Genomic DNA, 24,612 nt, shown 5'->3' on the forward strand with positions numbered 1-24,612 from the left:
TATAATCGAGCTTCCCGCCCGCATCCGCGGCCCGTGCCGATTTCGGCGGGCGGACCAGGCTATGCCCTTGGTATGGTTAAAAGTCGCCGTCGCTTTCTATGCCGTGGGGCTGCTCTGGGCCACGGCGGCGGTGAGTCGTCCGTGCAATTTCCTCTCGAAAATCGTACTCCCCGCGCTCGGCTTGGGTATGGTCTTCCACTTTGTTTCGCTGGCGGAAAGCGCCATGGCGACCGGCCACCTCACCCTGGCCCTGGTTTCCATTCACGAATCCGAGTCGCTGCTGGCCTTCGTGATCCTGGCCTTTTTCCTGCTGGTTTGTGCCAAGTATAAGACGCTGTCGCCCGGCATTTTTGTTTTCCCGCTGGCGTTTCTGCTGACGTTTGCGTCTTCCATCGGCCAGGGGCCGCCTCTGTTCGACTCCAAGCTGATGCGCAGCGGCTGGATCTTCGCCCACATCGCGCTCATCTTCACCGGATACGCGGCGCTTTTTCTCAGCTTCGGCGCCAGTATTCTCTACCTGCTGCAGGAGCGCAGCCTCAAAGCCCACCACTTGGAGGGCTATCTTTCCCGGCTGCCCGCGCTGGAAGTGATTGACGAGATCGGCTACAAGTCGCTCCTGCTCGGCTTTCCCTTCATGACCTTCGGCCTCATCGCCGGCTCGGTCGTCGCCCAGGAGCATTTCGGGCCCATGTATTTCCTGGACGCCAAGATCCTGCTCTCCTTGTTGATGTGGGCGGTCTACATGGTGTTGTTGTACACGCGCTGGAATTCCGGTTGGCGTGGCCGGAAGGCCGCCTATCTTGCGACCTTCGCCTTTATCGCCGCCGTCAGCGCCTGGGCGGCCAATTACTTTAGCGGAGTTCACAGGTTCGTCGCGCAATGACCTTTCAGCTGATCGGCCTGAACCATCGCACCGCGCCTCTCGAAGTCCGGGAGCGCCTGGCGATCTCCGAAGCGAAGCTGCCCGCCGCCGTCCAGCAATTGGCGCTGCATCCCGGGGTCGAAGAAGCAATGATTGTCTCCACCTGCAACCGGGTCGAACTGCTGGCGCGCTCGCGCAATGGCGGCGCCGACCTGCGCGCCTTCCTGGGCGAGTACTTCAAGATTGATCCTGGGCAGTTCGACCAGCACCTCTACGAGTACCTCGACAAGGACGCCATTCGCCACCTGTTCCGGGTCACCGCCAGCCTCGATTCGATGGTCGTCGGCGAACCGCAGGTGCTCGGCCAGGTCAAGGAAGCCTATGCCGTGGCGCGCGCCGTCGGCACCGTCAACGCGCAGCTCGACGCGCTGGTCACGCGTGCTTTTGCCGTCGCCAAGAAAGTCCGCACCGAGACCGCCGTCGGCAGCTCGGCCGTATCGGTCGCATCGGTCGCGGTCGACCTGGCCAAGAAAATCTTCGGCTCGCTCAGCGGCAAGACCGTCATGCTGGTCGGCGCCGGCAAGATGTGCGAGCTTGCCGCGCGCCACCTGCTCGCCCACGGCGCCGGCTCCATCTTCGTGTACAACCGAACGCTGGAGCGCGCGCAAAAGCTGGCGCAGAAATTCGGCGGCCGGGCGTTGCCCTGGGACCAGCTTTACGACTCCGCCGACAAAGCTGACATCGTCATCACATCCACCGGTGCGCCCGTGGCTATCTTCCGCCGCGAGCACGGCGAGAAATTCCTCGCCCGCCGCCGCAACCGCCCGATGTTTTTCATCGACATTGCGGTCCCGCGCGATGTGGATCCCGAGGTCAACAAGCTTGACGGAATCTTCGTGTACGACATTGACGACCTGCAACAGGTCGTCGCCACCCACGTCGCCGACCGCCATCGCGAGGCGCAGCGCGCCGAAGACATCGTCAATGATGAAGTCGAGCGCTACCTGGCGCGCATGCAAACGCTCGACGTCGTGCCCACCATCGTCTCCCTGCAGGAGCACCTGGAGACCATCCGCCAGGCCGAAATCGATCGCGTGCGCGGCCGCCTCGGCCAGCTCACGCCCGAGCAGGACTTGGCCATCGAGGCCATGAGCCGCGGCATCATCAACAAGATCATGCATACGCCCATCACGACCTTGAAGTCCGCGGCGCGCGAAGAGCAGGGCACAACCGTCATCGACGTCGTGCGGCGCCTGTTCAATCTCCAACACAAGCGGGACAAGGAAGAAAAACAAGAGAAGGTGCGGTCGGCGGCCAACGGAGCGCAGCGCTGATGGCGCGCCTGCGCATCGGCTCCCGCGGATCGCAACTCGCGCTCTGGCAGGCCAACCACATCTCCGGCCTGCTGCGCGCGCACGGCCACGAAGTAGACATCGAAGTTATCAAGACCACCGGCGACAAGATCGCCGACGTCGCGCTTGCCAAGGTCGGAACCAAGGGCATGTTCACCAAGGAAATCGAGGAGGCGCTGCTGGAGAGCCGCGTCGATCTCGCCGTGCACAGCCTGAAGGACCTGCCGACGGAGCTGGCGCCGGAGTTTGAAATCGCAGCCATCACCCAGCGCGAAAACCCGCGCGACGCCTTCCTCTCGCGGCATTTCACCAGCATCGGCGACCTGGCGGAGCGCTCCCGCGTCGGCACCAGCAGCTTGCGCCGCCAGGCGCAACTCAAGGCCCTGCGGCCCGACCTCAACGTTTTTCCTCTGCGTGGCAACGTGGACACCCGCCTGCGCAAGTTGGAAGACGGCGAGTACGACGCCATCGTCCTTGCCTCCGCCGGCCTCAACCGCCTCGGCCGCACCGAATGGATTCGCGCCATCCTGCCGGTGGAGGTCATGTGCCCCGCCGTCGGCCAGGGCGCGCTGGGAATCGAAATCCGCGCGGGCGATGAGCTCACCGCGCATCACGTCAGCTTTCTTCGAGATGCTGCCGCAACCACGGCGACGATGTGCGAACGTGCGCTGCTGCATCAACTTGGCGGTGGTTGTCAGGTTCCCATCGGCGCCTATGCCGAGGTGAGCGCTGGCGCCATTCACTTGACCGCCATCGTCGCGCGCCCGGATGGCTCCAAGGTGCTGCGCGAAAGCCAGTCCGGCGGCGACCCGAAATTGCTCGGCGAAGACGTAGGCAGGCGTTTGCTGGAGCGCGGCGGTGACCGCATTCTCCAGGAAGTTTACGGCGAAACCGCCGCGGCCCCGCAACAGCCGTAACCAACACGTCGTTGGTCGTTAGTCGTTCGCAAATCCGCGCCGCCGCGCGTTTTTGCCATGACCATCGGCCATCGACCATTGCCACCTTCATGACCACAACCGCTGAGAACTCAATTCGACCGCTTGCTGGAAAACGCGTCCTGGTTGGCCGCGCTCGTCATCAGGCCAGCGCTCTCTCGGACGCGCTTCGCCTGCTCGGCGCCGAGGTTATCGAGATCCCCTTCATCGAAATCCGCGAGCCCGCGTCCTGGCGCTCGCTCGACGGGGCCATCGCGCGCCTGCTCGACTACGACTGGCTCATTCTCACCAGCGTCAACGGCGTGCAAGCTCTGTTTGCGCGCCTCGCCCGGCTGGGCAAATCCGAAGCCGACCTGCTGCACCTCAACCTCGCCGCCATTGGCCCCGCCACTCGCAAGGCCATCGAGAAACACGGCCTCCCGGTGGACGTCATGCCCGAGGAATACGTCGCCGAATCGGTGGTCGCCGCCCTCAAGGGGGAAGTGAAGGGCAAACGCGTGTTGCTGGTCCGCGCCAAGATCGCACGCGACCTAATTCCCACCGAACTCATCAAGGCCGGCGCCAGGTTGGACGTCATCGAGGCCTACGAAACCGTGCTGCCCGAATCTTCGCGCACGGAGTTAGCGAAGGTGCTGCGCGACCCGCGCCGAAAACCCGACGTCATCACGTTTACAAGTTCCTCGACGGTGAAGAATTTCCTCGACCTGCTGGGGAAGGGCAACCACGCGTTGCTCACCGGCACGAAGCTGGCCTCGATCGGGCCGGTGACGTCGGAAACCATGCGCCAGCATGGGCTGCGGGTGGACATCGAAGCCCGCGAGTACACCATCCCGAGCCTGGTGGCGACGATCGCGACTTCCTTGTAGATCGTTGCTGCAGCTCACGTCTGCGAGCAGTTCCGTGAATTGTTATGTGGGTCGGATCTTCAGTCGAGTCCCGCAATATCTTAGAGTGGTCCCTGGTGATAACAAGTCAACGCGCTCCGCTTCAGACTCGAAACTACGGAAGTGGCGCAGGCGGTCGCCTCTGTTGCTGTCGGTAGGCGGTAGATTCCACGATCTGCTGAAAACGGGGATGCTCGCGAACATTGCTCAACAGAGAGTCGCGCCGGAACCATTCGACGCGTTCGTCGCCACTGCGAACTGCCCGCTCGAGCCATTGCAGCGATTTTTGTGTATCCCCTGTAATCGAGTAGAACTCTGCGACCGGGAGTGTTGACCAAACACTAATCTGGGCATAGGTCTCCAGGTCGGAGTCCATTTCTTCAGTGGCTGCTTCCTTGTTGCCCTCAAGTGCAAACAACAGAGCCCAGGCCAGTCGGGTCTCGAAGTTCTTGCGCTCTGTGGATCGCACTAGATCCAGCATGCGACGAGCCTTGGGCAGGTCGCCGGTACTCATGAACGCTCGGGTCAACCTGGTGATCGCATAGTGGTTAAGGGAATCGACTTCAAAAATCTTTTCGTATTGGCGGACGGCTTCGTCGACATTCCCTTGTTCGAAGAATGCGTCGCCCAAATTCATGCGCGCAGGAAAGAAGAGTGGGTCCATATCCAGCGCCTGCTTGGCCACCACTTCGGCCTGCGAGTAGTTTCCGTTCAAGCGGTAATAATTAATCAGCCAGACCCTGGCATCCAAATCTGCGCGGTTGGCGGCTAGCGCCTGCTCTACCTCCATTGGTACAAGCTCTTTCCGGCCTTGCAGCAGATAGGCAGCCGCCAAGGCCGAGTGTGCGCGCCCCGAGTTGGGATCATCCTCTAAGGCACGTCGCGCTTCTTGCTCGGCTTTGTAGAACCAGTTGCTGTCGTTGGAGGAGCCCCCGTCAACCATTAGGACGTCGCTGAACCCGTACCAGGCACGAGCCTCGGCAAAATGCGGGTCTATACGGAGCGCCCGTTCCAGCATCTCTCGTGCCCGCTTCAAGTCGTACTGCGCCTTCAGAAGAAGCATCGCCTTTTCAAAATACTCGTTCGCTTCGGTGAACCCGGAAGCGGCACCGCCGGTACTCAATCTGTTCGCCGACGTCGCGCCTGAGGACTCTGGAACCTGCTTTGTCTTGCGTGCTTGAAACATGGCCAGCAACACCATAGCCAAAGCAACAGACCCAAGCACAGCGGCCGTTGCCCATGCCCGATGTCGCGGTGCCTGGTGCCCAAGGTGGGTAATCGCAGCGGCGGGAAGCGGTGTCGGCATTGCCAAACGACGCAAATCTACCAGTAGCTCTTTCGCCGACTGGTAGCGATTCTCGGCGTTCTTTTCCAGACACTTCAGAATGATGTCCGCCAGGCGTGCCGACAGCCGCGGCTGCAAGCCCTGCGGCGACGGAGGCGGAGCATGGACAATCTCGTCTGCTAGCGCGATCGTCGTTTTGCCCTCAAAGGGGCGTCGCCCGGTAGCCATTTCATAAAGCACCACGCCCGCCGCCCACAGGTCCGAGCGCGTGTCCTCCTTCTCGCCTTTAAGCTGTTCCGGAGCCATGTAGGGCAGCGTGCCGCCTGCTCCGCCCGCCTCGGCGATACTTTGCGTAATGGTTCCCTGATCCACCGGGTCCACGCGCTTGGCCAGCCCGAAATCCAGAATCTTCAGCCGCCCCTCGGGCGTCAGTCGCAGGTTTCCCGGCTTCAGGTCGCGATGGATCACCCCCTCGCGGTGCGCTGCCACCAGGCCATCGGCCATCTGCATGCCGATCCGGACCACCTCCTGCTCCGGCAGCGCCCCTGCCCTGAGCTTCTCGTCAAGGGTCATGCCGGGAACCAGTTCCGTCACCAGGAAATCAATGCCCGCCTCGCTGTCGAAGTCATGCACGGTGGCTATGTTGGGATGATTCAGGCGGGATAAGGCGAGAGCTTCCTTGCGAAAGCGTTTGCGTGCAGATTCATCGGCCAGCGTACCCGGCGGCAAAACCTTGACCGCGACGTCGCGTTCCAGGCGCTCGTCGCGCGCTCGATATACGACGCCCATGCCGCCGGCGCCGATCTGCTCAAGAATCCGATAATGGCCCAACATCCGCGAGATGAGGGATGCTGGTAAAGACTGCATAATGGAGCGAATCGTATGTTGCCGGCGATTCCAAGTCAACGCGTTCCGCTTCAAAGTCGCCGGAGTCTATCGACTGTGCTCCACTTCGCCGTATTGTGGCAAACTGGAGATGTGGCCATTCCCGACACCTTGGCGATTGTTCCCGATTTGCGCCCCAATCGGAAGCAACTACCACGAACAGCTCACCACCGACCCCGAAAGTCTGCTTTCGAGCTGCTCTGAGCGGTAGCTAGGGCTTCGCGTTCTGGTGGATGTCTACCGTACTCCAGGTCTTGTCGGCGGCGTGGCAGATCGTCTCCAGCGGACAATCCACGCACTTGGGCGAGCGCGCCATGCACAGCTTGCGCCCGTGCCAGATCACTTGGTGGCTGAAGCTGGTCCAGCGCTCGCGCGGGATGATGCGCACCAGGTCCTGCTCGACCTTGTTGGGGTCGGTGTTCGTGGTGAGTTCCAGGCGCCGCGAGATGCGGTACACGTGCGTGTCCACCACTACGCCTTCGTTCTTGTGGAACCATGTGCCGAGCAGAACGTTGGCCGTCTTGCGCGCGACGCCGGGCAGGGAGAGCAACTGCTCCATCTGCGACGGCACTTGGCCGCCGAAATCGCTGACAATCATTTTCGCCGCGCCGACCACCGATTTCGATTTGTTGCGGAAAAATCCCGTGGAGCGAATGTCGGGCTCCAGTTGTTCCGGTTGCAGGGCGGCGAATGCCTGCACCGTCGGATATTTGCGGAACAGTTCCGGCGTAGTTTTGTTCACGCGCTCGTCCGTACACTGCGCCGAGAGAATGGTCGCGACCAGCAGCTCCCACGCGTTGTTGTGGTGAAGCGCGCAGGTGGCGCCGGGATATGTCGCATCGAGCCGCTGCAGAATTTCCTGCACGCGCTCCGGCGTCCGGGGGTCGTATCCCCGTTTCCCGCCGACGGCCGCCGACGGCCGCTTCGCCTTACCCTCCCGCTTCACCGCGGGCTTCACGCGCGACGGCGGCTGTTTCTGCGGCGGCGACGTGCCGCGCACTGGCGCCCTGCGGCCCTCATGGCGTCCGCTCTTGGACGGTTGTCGGGGAATGACGCCGCGCGCCATCAGCCCAGACGCTCCAGCATCTCGTCGGTGGTACACTGCACGCCGGTAAACACGGGCGAATCCTGCTGGATATAAGTTGCGTTCTCGGTTTCGCGCAGGCGCATTTTCAAGTCAATGATGTCGCCGGGATAATCGCTCTCAAAAACCAGCACGAACTCCTGGTCGTCAATACCGAAAGAGTACAGCGTGTTCATGCGCACGCGCGGAAACTCGGCGATCACGTCGATGTACTCGTTGACGACGCGCTGCCGCTCCTCGAACGGCAACTGGTACCAGGCGCGCGTCTTCACGAACGGCAGCACCGACGCGTAGCGATAATTGCCGCACGCGATGGTGTTTTCGTCTTCGCGGCCATGTCCGATCCTGTACTGCGAGCGCCGCGTCATGGCAAGGTACGCATGCGGCGTCACGAGATACCCGCCCAAGTGCGTGCGCATCAGTTCAGCCTGCATCTGCTGCAGGCATTCCAGCGAGTAGCAGATGCGCCACAGCATCATGTCGGCGTTGGCGCGCAGCCCCGACAGCGAATACGTGAGCGCCTTCATCTGCTCGCTCTCCCGCCACTTGCCGACCACGGCGGCGAACTCGCGGCGGTGCTCCGCCTTTTCCCCCGCCGGCAGGCGCCGCCACTCCGGCTGGACCTTGTAGAAGGTGAAGCTGACCATCTGCCGGCGCTCTGTTGCTCGCTGCGTGCGTTCGGGCATGGACTTTCCTCTCCGTGGCCAAGCCGGTGATACTAACAGATGCTCGCGGGCGCGCGTACACATCACCAGTGCGCACAATGCAACTCCCACGAGTAGAATGGATGGCGGCATCACCGGGCAAATTTGTTTCGGGGGAAGAGGATGGTTTCTCGTGGCGAGGCTCGCCTGCAAACCGTGCCGGGCGAATTGTTTCCCGTACCGCTGACCGTCGAGGGCGCCAGCGTGCTTCACCAGATGGCGCGTTTTCGCTGGCCGGAGTGGCGGAAATTGGCGTCCACCGAGCGCGCCAGGATCATCGCCGAAGCCGCGCCCGTATTGGCCCGGCTGGAATCCGGCCAAAGCGCACTGTATTCCGTGCTCGGACACAAGGGCGACCTGCTGTTGGTGCACTTCCGCAGGAGCTTCGACGAGCTCAAGCAGATCGAGCTCGAGCTGGCGAGCACCGCGCTGTCGGACTACCTCGAAGTAACGAAGTCATATCTGTCGGTGATCGAGTTGGGCCTGTACGAGTCGTCGGTGAAGCTGTTCCGCGCGCTGCGCGACCGCGGCATCGAACCCCAATCACCGGAGTGGAACCGGGAAATCGCGGAGGCGATGGAGCGCCAGAGAGAAGCCATGAAGCCACGCCTCTGGCCCGACGTTCCGCCCGCGCGCTATGTCTGTTTCTATCCCATGGACCGCCGACGCGGCGAGGACAAGAACTGGTACACACTGCCCATCGAAGAACGCCAGCGGCAGATGGAGGAGCACGGCAAAATCGGACGGCGCTACGCCGGAACCGTGCGCCAGATCATCACCGGCTCCATCGGCTTCGACGACTGGGAGTGGGGCGTGGATTTGTTCGCCGACGACCCGCTGGTGTTCAAGAAGCTGATTTACGAGATGCGCTTCGATGAGGTTAGCGCTGTCTACGCCTTGTTCGGGCAATTCATCGTCGGCGTGCGTGTGCCCGCGGCCAAGCTCGGCGAGTTGTTGGAAGGCAAGCTGCCGGTTGACGCCGCCCAGCGTGCTGAGTAGAGTTTTCGCGTATGGCCGTGAAATCCATCCAGCTCGGGCAGGTCTGGCGCAACGATCAAACGTCGCAAAACTACCTGGTCACCAAGGTGTACAGCGAGGTGTTCACCCAGTACGCGATTCTCCGCGTCGCCAACGCCGCCGCCGCCAGTACCGACACCGTGCGCGTCAAGGTACAGAAGACCAGCGACAGCGCAACCCTGCCCGGTTACACGTTCACCCAGGAAGCGCAGGATTTCTAGGTCGCCGCTCGTGACCCCACCGCATGATTGCTAACCTCATCGCGGCGCTCAGCGCCTTCATCATTTCCGTCATCTCGCGCATGGGATATCCCGGCATCGTGCTGCTGATGGGCATCGAGTCGGCGTGCATTCCGCTGCCCTCGGAAGTCATCATGCCGTTCTCCGGCGCGCTGACGATTCACTCCATCGCCGCGCAATACGGACGCGAGCCCTTCACGCTCTTCCTGGTGGCGCTGTTCGGCGCCCTCGGCTGCAACCTGGGATCGGTGCTCGCCTACGAGATCGGCTACTACGGCGGCCGTCCGCTGGTGGTGAAATACGGCGCCTGCATCCTGCTCAGCCACAAGGAACTCGACTGGGCGGATCGCTTTTTCCAACGCTATGGAAGCGGCGCCGTGTTCATCAGCCGCCTGCTGCCGGTGGTGCGGACCTTCATTGCGCTGCCCGCGGGGATCGCGCGCATGCCACGGCTGCGCTTCCACCTCTATACCTTTGTGGGATCGTTTCCCTGGTGTCTCATGCTGGCCTATGTCGGCCGCCTGCTGGGCGAGAAATGGGAAACTGATCCGCGGCTGAAAACTTGGTTCCACCGCTTCGACGCCGTGATCCTCGCCGTGATCGTGATCGGCGCGGTGTGGTTTGTGTGGTCGCGCTGGCAGCACCGCATCCGTGCAGCGGAAACCCCTGAGTCTTGACGCAGAGGGCGCAGAGGAAACAACGAAGCATTGGAGAACCACGCGCGAGCGGTCTCGCTCAAGTTGCGCAAGTAGCTTTGCAGAATAGCTGCCAAAGAAAATCCTCCGCGTCCTCTGCGACGAATCTCCTCGGTCAGTCACTTCGGCGGCTGAGTGGGGCTCTCTGCCGGCGCGCGGTCGTTCCAAATGGCGCGGAAGATCTTCCAGTCGCCCTCCGGCTGGCGCTTCAGCACGCGCATGACGTTGAAGGCGAGCGCCGTCTCCTGTTTCATCTCCTGCGGGCGGATGCGCGACCTGATGCTGCCGTATTCGATAGCGTAGTCGCCCAGCACGCGGACCTCGTCCCACTGCTCCTCGTAGGAAAGGATGTCCACGTCGGCCAGTTGGCCGCGATTCTTCATCAGGTAGGCGCGATTGGCATCGATCCCCACCAGCGGCGCGGAGTTTGGCGGCATGGCAACGATGTTGTCATCCCACAGAGCCACCAGTTTGTCCACGTCGAAGGCGAGGTTGGCGGCGATGTCGCGCTGGTGCAACTCCTCGATCGCCTTCCGGTCTTGCGCGGGGTCGTTCTGAGCCGGCTTGGCGGCAGGGCGCGATCGACGCGCTTGCGGCGCGGCCGCGGAGGCAAATGCAAGAAGAATGACGGCGACTAAAGCGAGACGCATGGTCGTGCTCCGATGCGGCGAGTATATGCGGAGCCAGCTATTGCCATCACCCCTGTGACCTCGGTCACAGCGTCGTGTGCGGCTCCCGCGTATTCTGAGATGCCGTAATCGGGAGCGGGCGGTGACACCGCAGGTCCAGCAGTCCGGCATTTTCGTCCTGGCGATCTTTCTCGCCGTCATGGCTGAGCGCGGCTGGCAGTGGCTGCGGCGGCGCGCGGCGCGGCAGTGGCTAGTGGCCGAAGGCCGCGTGGAGCGGGCCGAGTGGCGCCAGCCCAACACTGGGACGAACCGCTACTTCGTAGCGGACTTGGCGTATTCCTACGTCGTCGGCGGGCAGTACTACGCGGGGTATTACCGGCGCGCATTCCCCGATGCCGTGTCGGCTGCGGCGTTTGTGGATTCGCTGAAAGACCGGGCAGTAAAGGTGCGCTACCGGCGCGGCGAATGCGGCAAGTCGCTGCTGCTGGAAGAGAACCTCGCCGATGCGATTCATGCCACGGCCGAGATCGCATCGTGATGAACCGCATTCCGGCGGATTATCACTGCTTCGATGTTCCCTCTTTCTTGCTTCTGTTCCGTGGCCATCCGTGCAAAATCCGTGCTCGGGATTTCAGCCCAGCCCGACTTTTCGCAGCACGAGTTTCTCGTACCACTTCCACGGAAGTAATTTGCACAGCCACCAGCGCATGAACGCATCGCGGCCGATCATGTAGCGCAGGCGGGGATTCGGATCCTCAGCAATGCGCGCGATCAGGTCCGCCACCACTTGCGGGTCCGCTTTCGGAGTGCTGACCGCCCATTCTTTCAGCTTTCGTCCGCGCTCCTGATTGGGAGATTTGCCGGCCAAGAGCACTTCATTCAGCCGCGCGTTGCGGTCCCAGATGTCGGTCTTAAATGCTCCCGGTTCTACCAGCACGACCTTGATCCCTAGCGCGCCGGTTTCCAGGCGCAGGGTTTCGCTCCAGCCCTCGAGCGCAAACTTCGAGGCGGAATAGCTGCTCAGGCCCGGCGACCCCATCCGCCCAGTCTCCGACGACACCATGATGATGTGCCCCGAGCGCTGCGCGCGCATGGCAGGCAGTACCGCCTGCGTCACCGAGACATGGCCGAAGAAGTTGGTGTCCATCTGCTGGCGAAGCTCGGCAAGCCGAATGTCTTCGGCGAAGCCGGCGAAGGCGAATCCGGCGTTATTCACCAGCACGTCAATGCGCCCATGGTCGCGGAGGATTTCGCTGACGACGCGCCGAATAGAGTCGAAGTCGGAGATGTCGAGGGCGCGGACCTCGATGCGGTCAGCGACACCCGCGTTCTGAGCAGCCTCGTCCAGGAGCGAGCGGCGCTTGAGGTCGCGCATGGTGGCGACGACACGGCAGCCGCGGCGAGCGAGCGTGACCACGGTCAGCAGTCCGATGCCGCTGGAGGTGCCGGTGATAAGGGCGAGTCTTGCGGATGCGTCAGGCACAATTCCTACCACTTGATCGGCGGGGGCTGGGGTTCGGCGGAGCCGTCGGCGCGCGCGTCCGAGGCGCCGTAGTTGATGCCGGTGCTGGAGTCGTGCAACACCGCCTGGCCTCGGCCCATCCGCGTGGAGTACTCCTTGCGGACCTCCAGGATATGGCCCTTGGCCGACAGCTTTTGCAGAACCTCCGGCTTCACCCGCGATTCGATCAGGATATGGCAGCCGCCGGCGGGACTGACCGTAAAACGCGGACTCTCCATGGCTGCCTGGATGTTCATGCCGTAGTCCACGATGTTGGAAACAAATTGCGCGTGGGCCAGCGGTTGGTTGGCGCCGCCCATAATGCCGAACCCGATGTGCTCCGATCCCCGCTGCATGAACGCCGGAATAATGGTGTGGAAGGGGCGCTTGTGCGGCGCCAGCGCGTTGGAATGGGTGGGATTGAAGGAAAACAGCGCTCCACGATTTTGCAGCACGAACCCCATGCCGCGCACGGTGATTCCCGAGCCAAATTCTGCGTAATTGCTTTGAATCAGCGACGCGATGTTTCCCTCCGCATCCACTACGGAAAGATAGGTGGTCTCGCTGCTGGGCGGCGTTCCGGGCTGGGTTTCGCAACTGGCCCGCTGGCCATCGATCAGCTTCGCCCGTTGTTTGGCATATTCCTTGGAAAGCAGCCCCTCCACCGGCACCTTGGCGAAGCGGAGATCGGCGTTGTAACGCGCCAGATCGGCGTAGGCCAGCTTCATAGCTTCGATCTTTTTGTGCAGTTCGGTGACGCTACTTGGACCGCCAGCAGAGGCCGCGGCCGTTTCCATCAGGTTCAGCATTTCCAGCGCCGCCATGCCTTGGCCGTTGGGGGGAAGCTCGTAGACGGTCCAGTCGCGATAGGTGGTGGAAATCGGCTCCACCCACTCCGCCGAGAATTGCGCCAGATCCTCCGCCGACATGGTGCCGCCGAACTGTTTCGAGGTGCCCAGAATAGCTTGCGCAATCTCGCCGCGATAAAAAGCCTGCGGCCCCTGATCGGCAACGAGGCGCAGGGCCTTGGCCACATCGGGATTGCGGAAAACCTGACCTACGGCGGGGGCGTTGCCGCCCGGCAGGAAGACGCGCTGGCTCTCGGCATCCTGAACCAGCGCATGCGCTGACCCGTTCCAGTAGTCATGAATGATTTCGGGGATCGCGACGCCCTGCTCGGCATAGAAAATCGCGGGCTGAAACAGCTCCTTCCATGCCAACCGGCCGAAACGTTGATGGAACTTGTCCCACCCGTCGACCGCGCCGGGCACCGTGACGGCATCAATTCCGGATCGTGGCATTGCCGTGTCGCCTTTGGATCGCAGGTGCTCGAGCGTCAGGCCTTGGGGCGCCCATCCGCTGGCATTTAGACCGTATAGCTTGCCGGTTTTGGCTTCCCAATAGAGGAGGAACAAGTCGCCTCCCATGCCGTTCATCATGGGCTCGGCAACACCGAGCAGGGCATTGGCGGCGATGGCGGCATCCGCTGCGGAGCCGCCGCGGACCAGCAACTGCGCCCCCGCCTGCGAGGCTTGCGCATAACTGGTGGCAACGATGCCGTAAGGGCTGATGACCATGGAGCGCGCGTGGGAGCGATCTTGCGCCAACATGCTGCTGCCAATCAGGAGGAGAGTTGACGTTACCGCTAAAGCCATGCGCATTGTTCACGTCCCTTCGCACGGAGTTGCCAGTCGACATAATCACGCGTCTTTCCCTATTCCTGGAAGACTTGACACGATCCGCGCCAATGTCAGCGGGAGCCCAACCACGACTGGAAAGCCAGTGTAATTGCCAAACGGCTCGCGATACGAGAAGATAAGCGGTTTTGAGGTCATTCTGATTTGTGGAAGTGATAATGGCGATAAAGAAGAAGCAAGCAAGCAGGACGGTGGCAGCACCGCGGCAGGCGTCCAGCAAGCCGGCGGCGGGAGCGGCCTCCGGCGAGATCGCGCCGGCAAAAGGGAAGCTGGGGGTGATGATTCCGGGCATGGGGGCGGTGGCAACCACGTTTGTGGCGGGCGTGGAATCGGTGCGCCGTGGACTGGCGCAGCCGATCGGGTCGCTCACCCAGATGGGCACCATCCGGCTGGGCAAGCGCACCGACGGACGTTCTCCGTGTATTCAAGAATTCGTGCCGCTGGCCGACATCGACGACTTGGTATTTACCGGCTGGGACCCCTTCGAAGACGACATGTACGCCGCGGCGCGTAAGGCTGGCGTGCTGGAGCGCGACCTGCTCGATAACATCAAGCCGTTTCTGTCGCAGATCAAGCCACGCCCGGCGGTGTTTGACCGTGATTATGTGAAGAGGCTCGACGGGCCCAATGTGAAAAAGGGCAAGACGAAGATGGATCTCGCCGAACAGGTCAGGGAAGATATCCGCGAGTTCAGGAAAACGTCGGGCGCGTCCCGGCTGGTCATGATCTGGTGCGGCTCCACCGAAACCTTCCTGCAACCGGCGGCGGTACACCAGTCGGTGAAGGCGTTTGAAAAAGGCCTGATGCAGAACGATGAGAACATTGCCCCCTCGATGATCTACGCCTACGCCGCGTTGTCGGAGGGGGTGCCTTTCGCCAACGGCGCGCCCAATCTCACGGTGGACCTCCCCGCCATGCACGAGCTCTCGCGGCGCAACCAGGCGCCCATCTGCGGCAAGGATTACAAGACCGGGCAGACGCTGCTGAAGACCATCCTGGCGCCCGGCTTCAAGGCGCGCATGATCGGGCTGAGCGGCTGGTTCTCGACCAACATCCTCGGCAATCGCGACGGCGAAGTGCTGGACGATCCCGGCTCATTCAAGACCAAGGAAGAATCCAAGCTCTCGGTACTGGAGCACATCCTGCAGCCGGACCTGTATCCGCAGCTCTACGGGAACATCTGCCACAAGGTGCGGATCAACTACTACCCGCCGCGCGGCGACAACAAGGAAGGCTGGGACAACATTGATATCTTCGGCTGGCTCGGCTACCCGATGCAGATCAAGGTGGACTTCCTGTGCCGCGATTCCATCTTGGCGGCGCCCATAGTGCTCGACCTGGTGCTGTTCCTCGACCTGGCGCTGCGCAGCAGCCAGTTGCGCGGGCTGGGCATCCAGGAGTGGCTGAGCTTCTACTTCAAGTCGCCCATGACCGCGCCGGGGCTTTATCCCGAGCACGATCTGTTCATTCAGCTCATGAAGCTGAAGAACACCCTGCGGCACCTCAAGGGCGAGTCGCTGATCACGCATTTGGGGCTGGAATACTACGATTGAAGCTATCGGCTTTCAGCCGTCAGGTATCGGCTACGACAGGCTGCTGATTGTGCTGACTGGTGACATTCTGTCGCGCCATCCGGCCTTGGGTGGCGAGGCCTTGCCGGCGAGGTGACGGTGGTCGACAGCTGATAGCTGAAAGCTTTTTTTTAGTAACCCAGCCTACCCGCTCCGGCATCGAATTTGCCATGCGCAAGATGGCACTGCCGATCGTCGCGGCGATTCTGCTGATATCCGCCGCATTCCTTTGGGCTGACACGCCGGGAACATTTCGCGGCGTGGTGATTCACGGCCCCGACATCACGCCCGGATGGATGTACCTGAAGAGCGGCGGGCAGACGCGGCGGGTGGGGATCGGCCGCGCTGATGTGATGTACTCCGACTCGGTTCCGGCAGGCGAGCGCCAGAAGCTGCCGGCAATGTCCATTGTCAGCGGGGCCGAGGTGCGAGTCACCGCGCAGCAGGACAAAGATGGCGAGTGGCGCGCCACCAAGATTGAGATCCTTACTCTGCATGCGCAGCCGGAACTGGAGCCTTCCGAGCGCACGGAGAATTTGCGCGCCACCTAACGCCGTTCTCGAGTTTCAGTTTCAGGCGCAGCCGATAGTCAGGCGTTTGACTCAAACTGAGACTCTCTTCGCCCGTTCACACTCTTCCGCTTATATACGATTTCATCCCTGGCGGCGAGACTTGTTGCCGGGCATTGGGTTGACACATGAGGCGGGGGCATGGCCCGTCGCGTCGCTGCCTGCCGCCGAATTACATGTTTCCCGCATCGCCGAATGTTCATCCAAGTCAGTAGCGGGGGCGGCGTTCGGCCCGTGCCGGTGCCCGAATGCCCCAGTTTCGGCTGTATAATGTAATTAACCAGTTGGTCGGCAACCAACAAAGGATGTGCACCATGAAGTTTCGCGCCTCCACCCTCGCGGTCGCGTTAATGCTGGCTACCCTGGCGCCGTGCACGTTTGCGCAGAGCGATTCCCAGAACAATCCCAATCCGACTGGAACTCCGCCGGTCACCGGTACGCCGCAAACCACCGGCGCTGCGCCGGCCGACGCGCAGAAACCGGCGGCGCAGACCGACACACTGGTCCCGCAGGTTGCCAATCCACCCAAAGAGACGCACGACGGCGGCAAGAACGATATTGACGCCATCGGCAACCGCAAAATCGGCGGCGGCAAGGGGCTGGGCAATTGGTACTCGCTGGAAAAAGAGATCGCGATGGGCAAGGAGTTCGCTGCCCAAGTCGAGGCCAGCGTGAAGCTGGTACAGGATCCGGTGGTGACCGAGTATGTCAATCGCATCGGGCAGAACCTGGTGCGCAACTCCGACGCGCGCGTGCCCTTCACCATCAAGGTTGTCGATTCCGATGAGATCAACGCCTTCGCTCTCCCCGGCGGCTTCTTCTACGTTAACTCCGGGCTGATCCTGGCGGCCGATGACGAGGCCGAACTGGCGGGCGTGATGGCGCATGAGATCGCGCACGTCGCGGCGCGCCACGCTACGCGCCAGATGACGCGCGCGCAGTTCGCCAATATCGCCAGCATCCCACTGATCTTTGTCGGCGGCGGGCTGGGGTACGCCATCCGCTCCGCGGCGGGCATCGGATTGCCGCTGACCTTCCTGAGCTTCAGCCGCGGCTTCGAGGCCGAGGCCGATTACCTTGGGCTGGAATATATGTACAAATCGGGCTACGATCCGCAGGCCTTCATTTCCTTCTTCGAGAAGGTGCAAGCCAAGGAGAAGAAGAAACCGGGATCGCTGGCCAAGGCCTTCGCCACCCATCCGCAGACGCCGGACCGCATCACCAAGAGCCAGGAAGAGATTGCCAAGGTGCTGCCGGCCCGCGATCAATACATCATCAACACCTCGGAATTCGACGACGTGAAAACCCGTCTGGCGGCCATCGAGAACCGCCGCAAGCTCAGTGGACCCGAGGACAAGGAAGGCCGTCCCACGCTGCGCCGCACCACGGCCGACAACAGCAAGAAAACCGACGGCGGGAACAACGATGATGATCGTCCGACGCTGAAGCGGAGAGATAACGACTAAAGCAGTTTCAAGCTTCGGTCTTGGCAAAAACCGGCGGCGCAAGCTGCCGGTTTTTCCTTTCGCTGGGCGGTTTCACAGGCAGAGTGTGATTTGTGAAGGGCCATGGCGATGCTAGAATTTGCCGCTATCCAGACATCCCGTCCGGGCCCGCTCCGGGGCCGAAAGGACTGGCCATGCTTGTGCGCGACTACATGACCACACAGGTGAGCAGCCTGCGCGATGACCTCCACCTGCTCGAGGCCGCGCTGCTGATCCGCCGCAGCGGCAAGCGCCACGTACCCGTCATTGACGCCGAGGGCACGGTGGTAGGCATCGTTACCGACCGCGACGTGGCACAGATGGCGCCCTCCCTGCTGGGTCACATCACGCCGGAAGAGTACAACGCCGTGTTTGAAATGACGCCGATCACGCGCGCCATGACCGCCAATCCCATCACGGTCACGCCGCAAACCACTATGCGCGAGGTGGTCTCGCTGCTCTACACCAAGAAAATCGGCGCCCTGCCGGTGGTAGAAAGCGGAAAACTGGTGGGCATCGTTACCCGCAGCGACGCCCTCGCTCTGCTCAACGAACTGCTGGCCGAAGCGGAGAGTTCCTCAGGCGCCGCGGTTTAGAGTAGGGTTCTCCCCCTGACCCAGGAAGCGCTGCCGCTCAGGCAGACTTGGCGAACGGCTCGGCCGCTTCAGTCAGTGCGCCGCCCTTCTGGCGGGCGGAGACGAGCCTCATCTCCTGCCAGTCGTAGGCGAATTCCTTGCCGCAATCCAGGCAAACCACATAGGTGCCGGTCACGGAGGCCGCCTCGCTGCGGCGCTGACCGGGCTTGGCCGTCATGGGAAAGCTATAGTGCTTGTGCGAGCAGCCGATAAGGATTTCCAACACGTCTTTAATCATGGACCTACCCTTCACAGCGGGCCCCGCTGGTCCGACAAACATGCTTTCTTCCATCCGCTTAATTAGACACAGCATAGTCGGAAAAGATTCGCCAGGAAAGCATCCTGCATCGGTTTTGTAACCGCTTTGGATTGTTGAATTTGGGAATAGAAAAATGGTGTCGGTGGAAAACTCTGGGGCTCGTCCCTAGAGTTTTTTCTGCTCGCACTTGGTCATGATGGCGGTGTGCAACCGGGTGCGCAGGTCGTCGGGCAGTTCGTAGAGCTGGGAATCGCGGTAGATCTCGATGGTCTTCTTGGTGGTATTGCAGATGACGAAGCAGTTGTGGCACCACTGCAGATGTTCTTCCAACTCGGCCCGTGTTCGCGCGTCCAGGCTTTCGTCCAAGTAGTCGGTTAGCTCTTTCAGGAAATCAGAGCAATTCACGTTTTCCTGTCTCCGCTCTTGCGCTTCTTAAAGTACTTATTCAGCCTCTCGCGCAACTGCAAGCGTGCCCGCAGCAACCGAGATTTCACGGCAGGAATGCTCAAATCCAGCGCCTCCGCCGTCTCTTCCGTCGACAACCCCTCCACGTCGCGCAGTACGAACACCGTGCGGAAGCTGGAAGGCAGTCCCTGGATGGTCTTGGTCAAGATGTCCCGCAACTCCGACTGCGTGTATAACTGCTCCGGGTTGGGGCTCCAGTCCGCGACCTCCCGCGGCATGCTGTCCTCGTCGGTCTTGACCTCCTCGTCGAGGGACACCATGCGTTCTGGCCGGCGGCGGCGCAGGCGCATCAGCGCTTCGTTCACCGCGATCCGCACCAGCCAGGTGTAAAACTTGGATTGCTCCTGAAAGTTCTTGAGGTTCTCGTACGCCTTCAGGAACGCATCCTGCACCACGTCTTCCGCATCTTCGCGATTTTGCGTGATGTGCTGAGCAATGCGAAAGACATTCCGGTCGTAACGATGCACCAACTGCTCGAAGGCGCTGATGTCGCCCGTCTTGGCGGCACGCACCAGTTTCAGCTCATCAATGACCGGCTCGTTCACTTTTTGGATGGCTCCCATCAGCTTCCCGATTCAAGAATTTATGATGCCCCGGATCAAGAAAATCTATTCTACCGGTTTGCCTGGCGGCGCACATCCATCTTTTGCCGCTCCCGCCGATTTTCGTATCGCGGCGCGCGGTGCCCTCGCGGAGCGGCAAAGGGGAAATTCCGCTGTCGCGCATTGACACTGGATTTTCAGTTCATATAATCGCGGCAGTCCGCGCCGCATCCAGGGAAAGGGTTCATGGACGATTCCAATCACATTCGGGAGATCATCGAGCGTGTGGTCAGTGTCAGTCTGGCCACGCACGTCACTGCCCTCAAAGACGAACTCATCGACCATGCCTGCGAGCAGCTTGCCGCGGCGATGCCAAGGCAGGACGCGCCGCCGGCATCGCCCCCGGGCGGTGCGCCCACCGACTTGCTGAATGCTGCCGCGAACTCCGTGCTCGATTCCGTGACCCAGACCGACATCCTAAGTTCCTTGTTGGAAGGAGCCTCGAAGTTCGCCAAGCGCGCGGCCCTGTTCGTCATTCGCGGCGGCGTTGCCACCGGCTGGCGCGCTACCGGCCTCGAATCCCGTGATCAACTCAAGGCGCTCACCATTGATCTGAACCACGGCCTGGCCGCGCGCGCCTACCGCGACCGTGTTCCCGCGACCGCGTCGGCGGCGGAGTTCGATCCGCGTTTTGTTTCCCTGTTTGGCGCCCCGGCCGACGGAACCAACGCCGTGGTGCTTCCCCTGATGCTGCGCGACAAAGTCGCCGCCCTCGTCTATGCCGATGCCGGAACCCAACCCGGCGGCGGCCTCGATCCTTCCGCCCTCGAATGCCTGGTACGTTTTTGCGGACTGTGGCTGGAAGTCGTTGCCACCCGCAAGGCCGGTACGCCCGTCGCCGAGACTGTGCCCGACAGCGATAAAATCCCGCGTTACGTTGAACCTCCCGCCCACCACGACGAAGCCGCTCCCCAGCAAGAACCTCAAGCGCAGCAAGTTGAGCCGCCCACGCCCGGCTTTTCGGCGGCATCCGTGGCCGCTGCCGCCGTCACCGCTCCTGCTTCCGTGGCGGCCGCCGCGCCCGCGCCCTCGTCGCAGGAAGAAGAAGAGGTCCACAAGAAAGCCCGGCGCTTCGCCAAGCTCCTGGTGGATGAAATCAAACTTTACAACCAAGCCAAGGTGGCGGAGGGGCGCGCGCACCAGGATCTGTATGCCCGCCTGAAGGACGACATCGACAAAAGCCGTGCCACTTACGACAGACGTTACGGCTCAACTGTCGCCGCCAGCGGGAATTATTTCACCCAGGAATTGATCCACATCTTGGCGAATGATGATCCTGCACTGCTCGGCAGTGGATTTTCGGGGTAAACTGAAGCTGTCGTGCGCATCCGGTCCCTGATAGCTCTCGCCCTCACCTTGGCCCTCGCCACCTCTGCTTTGGCTTTCCCAACGTCCACATCTTCCAAGAAGAACGCCTCATCGGCGCGGAGCAAGTCCAAGAAACGCAAGAAGACGGTCAGCCCGCGGCGCATTCGGCGCATTCATCGCGCGTTTGTCGCATCGGCAGAGTTGAAGCCGATGGCGCGCCAACTGCTCGAAGACCGCAGCCGGGCGGCGTACGCAGGAGTCGAGGTCTACGCCCGCAGGCACGCGCACGACGACGCCGGCGTGCTTGCCAACCTGGCGCTGGCCTACGCGCACATTCTCGATCACGAGCCGGCGAAAGCCGTTGCACCGCTCAAGCTGGCGCAGGCGCGCGCCGGCGACCTCGCCGACTACACGACGTACTTTCTCGGATCTTCCTATCAGGCAACGGCGCAAACTGACCTGGCGATCCTCACGCTGCGCGATTTCGCCGCCAAGTATCCCGACTCGATTTTCGCGCGTGACGCCGCCGTTGCCTACGCCAACGCCCTGGTGACATCCGGCGATCCGGCGCGGGCGGCGGCGCTGCTGGAAAAGTACCGCCGTCCATATCGCTCGGACTTGGAATTCGCCTATGGGCGCGCGCTGCTTCGCGCCGGTGATAACGCGCGCGGCGCCGACGTGCTGCGCCACATTTACTTCTCTGCCCCGCTGGCCTCCGAAGCCGATGATGCCGGCAAGCTGCTGGGTACGTCCGGCGGCCTGGGCGCCACCTACGCGCTGCAGAAGACGCGTGCCGACCAGTTCGCGCTGGCGCGGCGCTATCGCGAAGCGGTGCCGGAATATCAAGCGCTGTCGCAGTTGGCTTCGCCGGAAGACCGCCCCGTGGTGCAGGTCGCGCTCGCCGGCGTCATGCACCACAGCGGTGACGATCGCCAAGCCCGGCATATGCTCGCATCCATGTCGCTGCCACCCGGCGATCTGAACGGCGAGCGGCTTTACTATCTCGCCGAGATGGCGCGCACCGCCGGTGATGATGACCTCTTTCTCAGCACGCTGGCGCAAGTCCGGCAGGCCGCGCCCTCCAGCGTTTGGCTGGAGCAAGCGCTGCTCAGCGCCGGCAACATGTTCCTGCTGCGCAACGACTACGATCGCGCCATTGATTGCTATCGCGAAATCGTGGAGCGTTTTCCGCAGGGCAAGCTCGCGCCTTACGCGCACTGGAAGGTAGCGTGGCTCAACCTCCGCCAGGGACGCGCCGACACCGCGCGCCGGGGGTTCGAAGAGCAGATCGCGCGCTATCCGGCGTCGCAGCAAGTTCCGGCCGCGGTCTACTGGCGCGCACGATTGGCCGAGGAGGAGCAGGATCCGCCTAAGGCTCGCATCTATTACCAAAAGCTCTCGCAACGCTTCCGCAATTATTACTACGCCGAGCTGGCGCGGCAGCGGTTACAGGACCTGAGGCGCACGGCGGCGTCCGATCCCGATCCCGTGTTGGAAAAAATTCCGCCGATCCGCTTTACGTCGGCCTACACCCGCGTCGAGCCGTCGGCCGACGATCTGCGGGCGCAGAAAGCGCAATTGCTGCAGAACGGCGGGCTCACCGAATTCGCTATTCGTGAGCTGAAAATGGCTTCCGACGAAGGCGGAGCGTCCTGGGCAACCGCGGAAATGGCGCGTCTGTATCGTGACAATGGCCAGTATTACCGCGCCTTGCAGGTGCTGAAACGCGCTGTGCCGTCGTACTTTGCCATGGATCTGGAAGCATTGCCGCGTCCCTACTGGGAGGACCTGTTCCCGCGTCCGTGGTGGGCGGACGTGAAGAAATACTCGTCGACGAACGGTCTGGATCCCTTCCTGGTGGCTTCTCTGATCCGCCAGGAGTCGGAATTCAACCCGGAGGCCATCTCGCACGCCAATGCCTTTGGTCTCATGCAGGTGCTGCCCAGCACCGGGCGCAAGCTGGCCCGCTCGATGAAGGTGCACGGATTCTCCAACCAGCAGTTGCTGGTGCCCAATTTCAACCTGCAACTGGGAACGCGTTACTTCCGCGAGCTGGTGGACCATTTCAACGGGCACGTGGAATACGCGCTCGCGGCCTATAACGCGGGGAGCGATCGCGTCGAGAGCTGGCTGGCCAACGGGAAATATCGCGACGCGACCGAATTTGTAGAGTCCATACCGTTCAGCGAGACCCGCGAGTACGTGCAGGCCATCTTGCGCAACGCCACGGTGTACAAGCGCCTGTACGGAACGCCGTAGAGGTCTCCAGCCCCGCAGCCTGCAGCCCGAAGCCTGCAACCCGCCCTACGGCCAGATCCCGCGCCACTTGGTCGCCATGGCGACTCGGTCAATCGCCAGGATGTATGCCCCCGTGCGCATGTCCGCCCTGTACTTCTGAGCTGTTTTGTGGACGTCCTCGAAAGCGCGCACCATGATCTTCTCCAGCCGGCGATTCACGTCGTTCTCGTCCCAGAAGAGTTCCTGCAGGTCCTGCACCCATTCGAAGTAAGACACGGTCACTCCGCCGGCGTTGGCCAGGATGTCGGGCAGCACCATGACGCCCTTCTTGTGGAGCACGGCATCCGCACCCGGCGTGGTCGGCCCGTTGGCTGCCTCGGCCACGATTCTCGCCCGGATGCGATCGGCGTTGGCGATGGTGATCTGGTTTTCCAGCGCTGCCGGAACCAGGATGTCGCAGTCGAGTTGCAGTAGCGCCTCGTTTCCGATCGGCTCCGAATCCTGGAATTCCACCACCGAGCCGGTTTTTTCTTTGTGCGCAAGCAGCGCCTGGATATCGAGCCCCTTGCGGTTCAGTACGCCACCGCGCGAGTCGCTCACCGCGATGATCTTCACTCCGCGCCCGTCCAGTAATTCCGCTGCGATGCTTCCCGCATTGCCAAAGCCCTGGACCGCCACCGTCGCTCCCTTCAGGTGGATTCCTACAACCTTGCACGCCGCCTGGATTACGAACATGCAGCCGCGCGCCGTGGCTTCATTGCGTCCCAGCGACCCGCCCAGGAACAGCGGCTTGCCGGTGACCACGCCGGGCGTGATGTGCCCCCGCGTCATGCTGTAGGTGTCCATGATCCACGCCATCACCTGCGAGTCGGTGTAGACATCGGGCGCCGGAATGTCGGTGTCCGGTCCAATCAGGGGAGAGATCTCGTAGGCATAGCGGCGCGTCAGCCGCTCCAGTTCGTTTCGCGACAGATGCTTCGGATCGCACACGATCCCGCCCTTGGCGCCGCCGAACGGGATATTTACGGCCGCACACTTCCACGTCATCCACGAAGCCAGCGCCTTCACTTCGTCGAAAGTGACTCCGGGGTGGTAGCGAATGCCACCCTTGCATGGGCCGCGGCTGCTGTTGTGCTGCACCCGGAATCCCTCGTAGACCTTTACGCTCCCGTCATCCATCTTGACCGGCAACGACAGGGTCAGCGCCCGCCGCGGCCGCCGCAGCACCTCGCGCAATCCCGGATCCAGCCTCATGTACTCGGCGGCCCGGTCGAACTGCTGCATCGCGATCGCGAACGGATTTAATTCCTCCTGGACTCGAATCGGGGTTCGGACAGTTGCCATAGAGTTCTCCTTGAATGAGATGATGACGGTAAGGAGCCAGAGGAGAGGCTGGCGGGCGCCGCGTTCTGCGCCACGACGCAGGCGGCAACTTCACGTTGTTCCATGGCGTCCTCCCGACACGAGAGCGCCGGCGCGGTGTTCGGATCGCTAGGCGTGCGCGACGGAAAAGGGCATCCGTCGTTTCCATTGCCGCGCTGGAGAAAGGGCCGATGAAGGTCGCGGACACCCCACGCGTCCGCGGTCCTGGTTATACACCCGGACGGGAAGGGTGGCAAACGCCTGGGATAGACGGTGAGCAGCGGCTCGTCGTCAGTGGCAGACGGAACCCGCCGTTGCCGGTCGCTGGCCACTAGCCACGAATCGCTCGC

At 62.2% G+C, this 24,612-nt stretch carries 24 protein-coding genes; 14 read left to right on the forward strand and 10 right to left on the reverse strand.

Annotated elements, in window-relative coordinates; all coding sequences use genetic code 11:
• Nucleotides 1-61: 61 nt before the first annotated feature.
• The 4 genes from LAN64_08405 (at nucleotide 62) to LAN64_08420 (ending at nucleotide 4,015) form a co-directional block, all read left to right on the forward strand.
• Nucleotides 62-883: a cytochrome c biogenesis protein gene (locus tag LAN64_08405; GenBank protein ID MBZ5567856.1), complete on the forward strand. Its 822-nt coding sequence runs from the start codon at nucleotides 62-64 to the stop codon at nucleotides 881-883.
• Complete coding sequence (gene hemA, locus LAN64_08410) at nucleotides 880-2,196, forward strand: glutamyl-tRNA reductase (GenBank protein MBZ5567857.1); 1,317 nt, start codon at nucleotides 880-882, stop codon at nucleotides 2,194-2,196. Before LAN64_08405 ends, hemA begins: the two co-directional genes overlap by 4 nt.
• On the forward strand, nucleotides 2,196-3,131 hold the full coding sequence (gene hemC, locus LAN64_08415) for a hydroxymethylbilane synthase (GenBank protein ID MBZ5567858.1): 936 nt from the start codon (nucleotides 2,196-2,198) through the stop codon (nucleotides 3,129-3,131). Before hemA ends, hemC begins: the two co-directional genes overlap by 1 nt.
• An 89-nt stretch (nucleotides 3,132-3,220) precedes the next feature.
• The gene (locus LAN64_08420; GenBank protein ID MBZ5567859.1) at nucleotides 3,221-4,015 is read left to right on the forward strand and encodes a uroporphyrinogen-III synthase; all 795 of its coding nucleotides are present in this window, start codon (nucleotides 3,221-3,223) and stop codon (nucleotides 4,013-4,015) included.
• A 133-nt stretch (nucleotides 4,016-4,148) separates the two neighbouring features.
• Here the strand turns inward: LAN64_08420 and LAN64_08425 are convergent, their stop codons facing one another.
• From LAN64_08425 to LAN64_08435, 3 genes are all read right to left on the reverse strand, one after another.
• The gene (locus LAN64_08425) at nucleotides 4,149-6,239 is read right to left on the reverse strand and encodes a protein kinase (protein MBZ5567860.1); all 2,091 of its coding nucleotides are present in this window, start codon (nucleotides 6,237-6,239) and stop codon (nucleotides 4,149-4,151) included.
• Nucleotides 6,240-6,414: 175 nt separating this feature from the next.
• Complete coding sequence (gene nth, locus LAN64_08430) at nucleotides 6,415-7,269, reverse strand: endonuclease III (GenBank protein MBZ5567861.1); 855 nt, start codon at nucleotides 7,267-7,269, stop codon at nucleotides 6,415-6,417.
• On the reverse strand, nucleotides 7,269-7,973 hold the full coding sequence (locus LAN64_08435) for a chlorite dismutase family protein (protein ID MBZ5567862.1): 705 nt from the start codon (nucleotides 7,971-7,973) through the stop codon (nucleotides 7,269-7,271). Before LAN64_08435 ends, nth begins: the two co-directional genes overlap by 1 nt.
• Nucleotides 7,974-8,114: 141 nt before the next feature.
• Between LAN64_08435 and LAN64_08440 the strand changes: the two genes are divergently transcribed.
• From LAN64_08440 to LAN64_08450, 3 genes are read left to right on the forward strand one after another with little or no spacing between them, the layout of a single operon-like run.
• The gene (locus LAN64_08440) at nucleotides 8,115-8,990 is read left to right on the forward strand and encodes a heme-dependent peroxidase (GenBank protein MBZ5567863.1); all 876 of its coding nucleotides are present in this window, start codon (nucleotides 8,115-8,117) and stop codon (nucleotides 8,988-8,990) included.
• An 11-nt stretch (nucleotides 8,991-9,001) separates the two neighbouring features.
• Nucleotides 9,002-9,229 (forward strand): hypothetical protein, encoded by a 228-nt coding sequence (locus LAN64_08445; protein MBZ5567864.1) that lies wholly within the window; start codon nucleotides 9,002-9,004, stop codon nucleotides 9,227-9,229.
• Nucleotides 9,230-9,252: 23 nt separating this feature from the next.
• Nucleotides 9,253-9,924 carry a DedA family protein gene (locus LAN64_08450; GenBank protein MBZ5567865.1) on the forward strand — a complete coding sequence of 224 codons (672 nt, stop codon included), beginning with the start codon at nucleotides 9,253-9,255 and terminating at the stop codon, nucleotides 9,922-9,924.
• 137 nt (nucleotides 9,925-10,061) lie between these two features.
• Here the strand turns inward: LAN64_08450 and LAN64_08455 are convergent, their stop codons facing one another.
• On the reverse strand, nucleotides 10,062-10,592 hold the full coding sequence (locus LAN64_08455) for a nuclear transport factor 2 family protein (protein ID MBZ5567866.1): 531 nt from the start codon (nucleotides 10,590-10,592) through the stop codon (nucleotides 10,062-10,064).
• A 121-nt stretch (nucleotides 10,593-10,713) separates the two neighbouring features.
• On the opposite strand from LAN64_08455, the gene LAN64_08460 reads away from it, so the two are divergent.
• Complete coding sequence (locus tag LAN64_08460; GenBank protein MBZ5567867.1) at nucleotides 10,714-11,109, forward strand: DUF3592 domain-containing protein; 396 nt, start codon at nucleotides 10,714-10,716, stop codon at nucleotides 11,107-11,109.
• Between the two features lie 93 nt (nucleotides 11,110-11,202).
• On the opposite strand, the gene LAN64_08465 is transcribed toward LAN64_08460, so the two are convergent.
• Nucleotides 11,203-12,066, reverse strand: coding sequence for an SDR family oxidoreductase (locus LAN64_08465; protein ID MBZ5567868.1), 864 nt, complete (start codon nucleotides 12,064-12,066; stop codon nucleotides 11,203-11,205).
• Nucleotides 12,060-13,733 carry a gamma-glutamyltransferase gene (gene ggt, locus LAN64_08470; protein ID MBZ5567869.1) on the reverse strand — a complete coding sequence of 558 codons (1,674 nt, stop codon included), beginning with the start codon at nucleotides 13,731-13,733 and terminating at the stop codon, nucleotides 12,060-12,062. The genes LAN64_08465 and ggt overlap by 7 nt, the downstream gene beginning before the upstream one ends.
• Before the next feature lie 194 nt (nucleotides 13,734-13,927).
• Here ggt and LAN64_08475 point away from each other — a divergent pair, with 194 nt between their 5' ends.
• From LAN64_08475 to LAN64_08490, 4 genes are all read left to right on the forward strand, one after another.
• Entirely contained in the window at nucleotides 13,928-15,322 is a 1,395-nt protein-coding gene (locus tag LAN64_08475) for an inositol-3-phosphate synthase (protein ID MBZ5567870.1), read from the forward strand.
• Between the two features lie 188 nt (nucleotides 15,323-15,510).
• Entirely contained in the window at nucleotides 15,511-15,891 is a 381-nt protein-coding gene (locus tag LAN64_08480; GenBank protein MBZ5567871.1) for a hypothetical protein, read from the forward strand.
• 332 nt (nucleotides 15,892-16,223) lie between these two features.
• Nucleotides 16,224-17,375 (forward strand): M48 family metalloprotease, encoded by a 1,152-nt coding sequence (locus LAN64_08485; GenBank protein MBZ5567872.1) that lies wholly within the window; start codon nucleotides 16,224-16,226, stop codon nucleotides 17,373-17,375.
• Between the two features lie 173 nt (nucleotides 17,376-17,548).
• Nucleotides 17,549-17,989, forward strand: a complete 441-nt coding sequence (locus LAN64_08490) for a CBS domain-containing protein (protein ID MBZ5567873.1) — start codon at nucleotides 17,549-17,551, stop codon at nucleotides 17,987-17,989.
• A 37-nt stretch (nucleotides 17,990-18,026) separates the two neighbouring features.
• On the opposite strand, the gene LAN64_08495 is transcribed toward LAN64_08490, so the two are convergent.
• The 3 genes from LAN64_08495 to LAN64_08505 form a co-directional block, all read right to left on the reverse strand.
• Entirely contained in the window at nucleotides 18,027-18,266 is a 240-nt protein-coding gene (locus LAN64_08495) for a hypothetical protein (protein MBZ5567874.1), read from the reverse strand.
• A 186-nt stretch (nucleotides 18,267-18,452) separates the two neighbouring features.
• Nucleotides 18,453-18,692 carry a zf-HC2 domain-containing protein gene (locus LAN64_08500; protein ID MBZ5567875.1) on the reverse strand — a complete coding sequence of 80 codons (240 nt, stop codon included), beginning with the start codon at nucleotides 18,690-18,692 and terminating at the stop codon, nucleotides 18,453-18,455.
• Complete coding sequence (locus tag LAN64_08505; protein MBZ5567876.1) at nucleotides 18,689-19,315, reverse strand: sigma-70 family RNA polymerase sigma factor; 627 nt, start codon at nucleotides 19,313-19,315, stop codon at nucleotides 18,689-18,691. The genes LAN64_08500 and LAN64_08505 overlap by 4 nt, the downstream gene beginning before the upstream one ends.
• 225 nt (nucleotides 19,316-19,540) lie before the next feature.
• Here LAN64_08505 and LAN64_08510 point away from each other — a divergent pair, with 225 nt between their 5' ends.
• Complete coding sequence (locus LAN64_08510; protein MBZ5567877.1) at nucleotides 19,541-20,662, forward strand: hypothetical protein; 1,122 nt, start codon at nucleotides 19,541-19,543, stop codon at nucleotides 20,660-20,662.
• 12 nt (nucleotides 20,663-20,674) lie between these two features.
• Entirely contained in the window at nucleotides 20,675-22,921 is a 2,247-nt protein-coding gene (locus tag LAN64_08515; GenBank protein ID MBZ5567878.1) for a transglycosylase SLT domain-containing protein, read from the forward strand.
• A 45-nt stretch (nucleotides 22,922-22,966) separates the two neighbouring features.
• Here LAN64_08515 and LAN64_08520 read toward each other — a convergent pair whose 3' ends face one another.
• A complete protein-coding gene (locus tag LAN64_08520) occupies nucleotides 22,967-24,244 on the reverse strand; it encodes a Glu/Leu/Phe/Val dehydrogenase (protein ID MBZ5567879.1) in 1,278 nt (425 codons plus the stop codon).
• Nucleotides 24,245-24,612 lie beyond the last annotated feature (368 nt).

This window comes from Terriglobia bacterium (genome assembly GCA_020073185.1).
Classification (GTDB): domain Bacteria; phylum Acidobacteriota; class Terriglobia; order Terriglobales; family Acidobacteriaceae; genus JAIQGF01.